This window comes from Arthrobacter sp., assembly GCF_030540645.1.
In the GTDB taxonomy this organism is placed as follows: domain Bacteria; phylum Actinomycetota; class Actinomycetes; order Actinomycetales; family Micrococcaceae; genus Specibacter.
This window is the reverse complement of the sequence record NZ_JAUNVV010000126.1, coordinates 1-5,454: the sequence shown is the minus strand read 5'-3', so window position 1 is coordinate 5,454 and position 5,454 is coordinate 1. Positions and strand designations below refer to the sequence as shown.

The window sequence follows — 5,454 nt, the reverse complement described above, 5'->3', positions numbered from 1 at the left end:
TGTTGTTGTCGACCGTTGCCGCCGTGATCGCAATGGCGGTACGGGCCACAACAGTGCCCACCTGCTCCAGCGTCAGCTCATGCGCACCGGTGGCAAAATCAGCCGGAATGCTGGCTTTCACTGAGGCCGTGCCGTCGGCAGCTGCCTTCACGGTAGCCAGTTGGACCGGTTTCGAATGGATCCACAGCTCGTAAGCTTCACCGGCAGCCAAGCCCTTGGCCGTCACTGTGACATCCGTACCGGCAGCAGCCGTAGCCGGTGCCGACAAGCTCGGGGCAGCCGGTTCCGGGGATTCACCCGGAGCAACCACAGCATCCACGGTGGAGGCCGCCATCAAGCCGGCCTTGTCTGTGGCACGGTAGGCGAGCGACACGCCGTCGTCCCCTGCCTTGACGACACCCGTGTACGCCTGCCACGTCGCACCACCATCGGTGGAGAACTCCACCGATGCAACGCCGGAACCGGCATCCGTTGCATTCACCGTGACGGTGCGCGCATCAGCATCAACACTGGCCGAAACGGCAGGCACCTGCGTATCCACCTTGAATCCGATGGTGGACTTGTCTTCTTCGATGTTGCCTGCGTCGTCGCTGGAGCGGTACGTGAAGCCGTTCTCGCCCTCGGGGAGGGTGACGGCTTCGGTGTACTCCGTCCAGGGGCCGGCACCGATCCGGTACTCGGTCTTGGCAATGCCGACGTTGTCGGTGGCGCTCAATGTGACGGTCGGAGCCGTCGTGTACCAGCCGCTTGCGGCCGGAGTGGCCGGATCCACGGTTGCCGTGGTGACAGGGGCAATCTCGTCGGCTGGCGCGGCCTCGGAGCAGGAGATCTTCGCATCGCCCCACACGCCGTGGGCGCCGCTGATGGCACCTTCGGAGATCGGGTCAACACGTAGTTCCAGGTAGGAAATGCCCGTCAGGTCAAGATCAATCGACTCGGGAGCGAAGCCACTGACATACGTACGGCTCTGATAGAGGACCTTTCCATCGCCAACGACGGAGAAGATGATCTTGCCGGCAAAGTCGCCTTCAAGGCCAATTTCACTGGTGAAGCGGCTGCACTGCCCACCCACGTAGTAGTTCACATTGGACGGCGCGTGCACACCCAGGCCCTTCTCGTACGTGTGGACAACCGTCTCTGCACCGGACTTGTCAACAACGGTCAACGGAGCATCGGGTGAGTTCGCGGCATCCTTGTTCGCCACGTCTTTACCGATGACGCCGTAGCCGTTGCTGGCCGATACCCATTCCAGGTCCGAGACAAACGCGTCGGCACTGGGTGCATCGGGCAAGGGGAAGTTCGCCACCTTCCAGTCAAACACCTTCACGGAGTTCACCTTGGGCATGGTCACCGAGGCCAGTGTCTTGGCCGGCAGTAGGCGCAATGTTCCTGAATAGATCTGGTATCCGTAGTCCTTGTATTCCGGGTTTGCCGCATTGGACTGGCTGTTGCGTCCCAACGACTTGATCGCAACCTTTGCCCCTTGGGTGTTGCCCTGGGGCAACCAGTTCGGGAAGTAGGTCGATTGCTTCTGGACGGTGCCATCCGTGTACGTGATGGTGAACTCGGGGGAGGCACCCGAACCGCTGTTGGAGGACCCCAAAATCGCCAAGTCTGTCCCTTGACCGGAGAGGGCAATGGTCTGCCCGTCCAGTACGACGGCATTGTTTTTGTCTGCTCCCACCTCGGGCCACGTGTAGTTGACCTCGGTGGCCAGACCGGCATCCACGGTGACGGTGGATCCCGGTGTGACGCCACCGGCGGGAATCGGGGCCGTCTTCAGCTGTTCAATGCTGTAGGACGCGTTGCCACCGTCGAAGTTGCCCAGCTTGTCCCCAAACGATCCGTTGGCAGTGGTGACCGAGATATTGTTGAACGCCCCGGCGAGTGAGCCGTAAGCAACATACATCTGGTTCGCACCGGAAACTTCCTGGCTGGCGCCCTTGGCGTCCTTGTAGCTTGCCTTGGCACCGACCGTTTGCTTGCCGGCGGCAGAGTCCGCCCCGGGCACTAGGTCAAACGTTGCTTGGACGGTGGCACCGGGAGCAACCGAGGCCACTGTGGCACCCTTGGCGTTGCCGACGGTCCAGCCCGTGGGAACAACGGCGCTGATGACAACATCGGTCTTGGCATTGCTGCCGGTGTTCGTGAATGTCGCCGAAGCTGATGTCTTGTGACCTTGGAAGACCTTGTCCTCCAAGGTCACGGCAACTTGTGCAGCCAATGCATCAGAGTCGGTGCCGCCAACGGCGGAGGTGGCCTTCAAGGTCACCGTGGCCGAGGCGGCCGAGGGGACCTCTCCAGCCTTGACATGTACCGTGCCGCCAGCGTCAGCGGCGTCGTAGTACCAGCCTGTCGAGGCTGTCGTGAACGCAGCCGCATCTGCAAGCTTTGCCAAGGTCGTGGCGCCAACGATCACGGCCGAGGGCTGTGAGCCGCTGTGGACTTCGAGCTTGTACGGACGGGCGCCAGCCTTGCCCGCGTAGTCGCCGTCGCGCTTGCCAATGATGACAACCACGTCGCCGCCATTCTTGGCCGGGGCCGTGACGTTGAAGTTCTGCGTGCTTGACTTGCCAATCTGGTACTCGCGGGTAACCTTGTCATCCTCGTTCAATGTGAAGGAGGAATCGCCCGAGGGGTAAACATCAACCGTGAGGGCGGAGTTTTCCGGTACGAGGGAAGCGTTGCGCTCAATGAGGCCCTTGGGCACCACTGCACCGGCACGGACGAACATCGGGAGCGTCTCCAACGGCGCGTTGTAGCCGTTGAGAACCTGGCCGCCTTCGTAGAGGGTGCCGGTCCAGTAGTCCACCCACTGGCTGCCGGAGGGTAGGACAATTCCGTTGCGCACATCGCTGCTGGTGGAAACGGGTGCCACCAAGTAGTTCCCGCCGACCATGAACTGGGTTTCGGATTCCTTGGTGTAGGAAAGCGGATCGTTGGGGAATTCCAACGGCATGCTTCGCATCATGCCGACGCCGGTGTTGTGGGCATCAACGGACAAGGAATAGATGTAGGGCATCAGTTCCTGGCGCATCTGCAGGTACTTGCGGTTGATTTCCGTTGCGGCGTCACCATAGAGCCACGGGCGCTTATCCACGGCGGCCCAGCCACTCATGGAATATAGTTCCGGGGCTAAAGCCTTCCACTGCAGATCACGGACGTAGCTTTCAGTGCTGCCGCCGAAGATCCCATCAATGTCAGAAGTGGTGAAGGCCTGGCCGGAGTTGGTTGCGCCGGCCATTGCCGGGACTCCCCAGCGCGCCTGATCCAGGTTGCCGGAGTGGTCGCCCGTCCACTGGACACCACAGCGCTGCGCACCGGCCCACCCCTCAACCATCAAGGTGTTGGCACGTCCGCTGGAGTACTCCTCGATGCCGCCCTTGGCACTCTCACAGCCCGTCAGCGCCAGACGGTAGCCTTCACCGACCCAGGCAACGTCAAGCTTGCGCATGGCAATGCCGTCGGCGCCAACTTCCTGTTCCTGTTTGGTCAGCGACCGTTGGGTCCACAAACCGGTTTTGAGGTCGGCTTCGGCCTTGATGGCCTTGACCGTGTTGCCTAGGCCCTTGTCGGTGCTGTTTGCGTCGTAGGGTGCGTTTTTGTCGTAACCAGCCGCGTCCGGGGTGTACTCACAGCCGTAGCCGTCATTGACGATCATCCAGCCCGCGGGCATGTCGTTGGCCTTGAATTCCTTTGCGGTTTTCACTGCGTCAAAGGTGACCTGCTTTGGTGCATCCGGGTTGTTGAAGCCCGAGGAAGAGTATGTGGGGCTGGAACGGTTGTAGCAATCGGCGTCGCCGTACTCCAGGCCGTATACGGGTGGAAGGTTGGGGCGCCCGGTCAGCTTGGTGTAACCGTCCAAGCTCTGCTTGTAGTCACCGACGAAGTAGTAGGCGTCAAAACGCTTTTCCTTGTGTGTAGTGGTTTCATCGTTGGTGAACGTGTAGGAACCCTGGGCAAACGTGTTGCGCAAGACACCATAGCCAGCGCTGGTCATGTAGTACGGCACGGCGTTGGGGTGGCCTTCGTCATCCCAGTCATAGTTGTTGGAGATGTTGATGGTGGAGCCCGTGTGGACCACACGGCCGTTCTGCATGCCGCCGCCCAGGAACTGCTCACCTGCGAGGGGCTTCAGGTGCTGTGTCGTTGTTGCTGAACCGAAACTCAGTGCGGAAGATTCCTGCCACACGACGGAGCCATCGACGCGCTTGAGCGTAAAGGCGCCCGTCGATTTCTTGACTTCAAGCTTGACCTTGGTGGTGGCCATCGTAATGACTCCCCCAGTGTCGCTCACGGTGACCGTGCCGGCATCAAAGTCGCCCTTGCCCACCACGATGTTCGCAGAGCGCTGCACGTCGGCTGGAGACGCTGGAGTGTTGGCCGGATCGGTAAAAGTTCCTGTCGGGGTCGCCTCCAGACGGAAGTTTCCGTCATCGAGGAAAGTCACACGAACCGCACCGGTTGCAGGGCTCAGGCTGACAACATTACCGGCCTGACTGAACGTGCTGATGGCTCCGAGGGTGGTTCCGCTCTGGTCCACCGGCACTTCCGGAGTGATGTTGGACGCCGAAATGGGTATTCCGGGAGCTGCCACTGCGGCTTGGGACAGTGCCAATACAGGTATAGCGCCTACTGCAAGCAGCCCGGCCAGGGCAACGGCAACGGCACGTTTGCCCATCTTTCCGGTGTTGGGCGGCTTTGCCGGTGACCCTGTTGGTTCCTCTACGTGTTGCAACGGCATTCGAACTCGCTTTCGACCGTGACGAACATATATGACTAAAAGATCAAAGAAATGATCATTAACGTTCATCAGAAAATGTGACGTGGCTCAAGTCTAGATGAGTTGTGATCCATAACACCCAATATTTCTGCAAAATTTCAAGTTATTTTCGCAGGTTATCGGAGCGAGTTCCGTCCAGTGAAGTTATCCATCACAATGACCCGGTCTTCGGCACACTAAAGCGTGTCAGGCGGCTGCGGGCAGAAATGATCGGCCTGTCTCCGCAGGATGGCAGACGCGGCACATTCTGAACATTTGCCACGTCCTACTTTTCAGGACAACACCGCCCCACCCAAGGCCACTCATCATTACTGATCAACAACATGTGGACGAAGTCACATGTAGTTAATCAGTGCCTTGACTCAGGGGGTTGCCGACGCTGGGAGGGAAAACGACATCGGGGCCGCAGCCGGCGAAGCATCGCCGGTCCCCGTAGGAGTGCCCGGTTCCGTCGTCCAAGGCTCCACTGCGGCAGATTTCGACGCCACGGGGATGGCCGCCGGGGCGGTGGGCTCCGTAGTTTCCGGGGCGGATGTTACGGGTGCCGTCGTTCCAGGTTCCGATGTATGCGTCGGCGGTTCGGTGGTCGGACCAACCGTCACGTCAGGCGTCGTCGGGTCAATCGGCGTCGGCGTCACAGCAGGCGTCTTCGTCGGAGTCGGCGTCGGCGT

2 protein-coding genes are annotated in these 5,454 nt (G+C 60.4%); one reads left to right on the top strand and one right to left on the bottom strand.

Annotated elements, in window-relative coordinates:
• Positions 1 to 4,744, bottom strand: a 4,744-nt coding sequence (locus tag Q4P21_RS15620) for an NPCBM/NEW2 domain-containing protein (protein WP_303389648.1), incomplete at its 3' end; no start/stop codon positions are given.
• A 396-nt stretch (positions 4,745 to 5,140) separates the two neighbouring features.
• On the opposite strand from Q4P21_RS15620, the gene Q4P21_RS15615 reads away from it, so the two are divergent.
• Positions 5,141 to 5,454: hypothetical protein (locus tag Q4P21_RS15615; protein ID WP_303389647.1), on the top strand; the 314-nt coding region annotated here is incomplete at its 3' end.